A 206-nucleotide genomic window follows, 5' to 3' on the forward strand; every position below is an offset into this window, starting at 1 on the left:
ACAGAAATATAAGTGAAGAATACAAATGACACTAGCCATAGCCATTGTCTTCGTTTAAACGCCATAATTATTCCCCAGATAGCCACTACAAAAGATAAACCACCTGCTATATTTACCAAAACAGGCATTTCACCAAGAGGAATAAGCGAAGACACTCCATTTTGTACTCTTGAGGAAGCATCTTCAGAATACCCTGGCATCCCTAT

1 pseudogene is annotated in these 206 nt (G+C 38.8%); it reads right to left on the reverse strand.

Going from position 1 to position 206, the window contains the following annotated elements:
• A pseudogene (locus RT27_RS36025) lies at window positions 1–206 on the reverse strand (hypothetical protein); the annotation flags it as partial.

Source organism: Bacillus sp. L_1B0_5, assembly GCF_000836715.1.
Lineage (GTDB): Bacteria > Bacillota > Bacilli > Bacillales > Bacillaceae_G > Bacillus_A > Bacillus_A thuringiensis_S.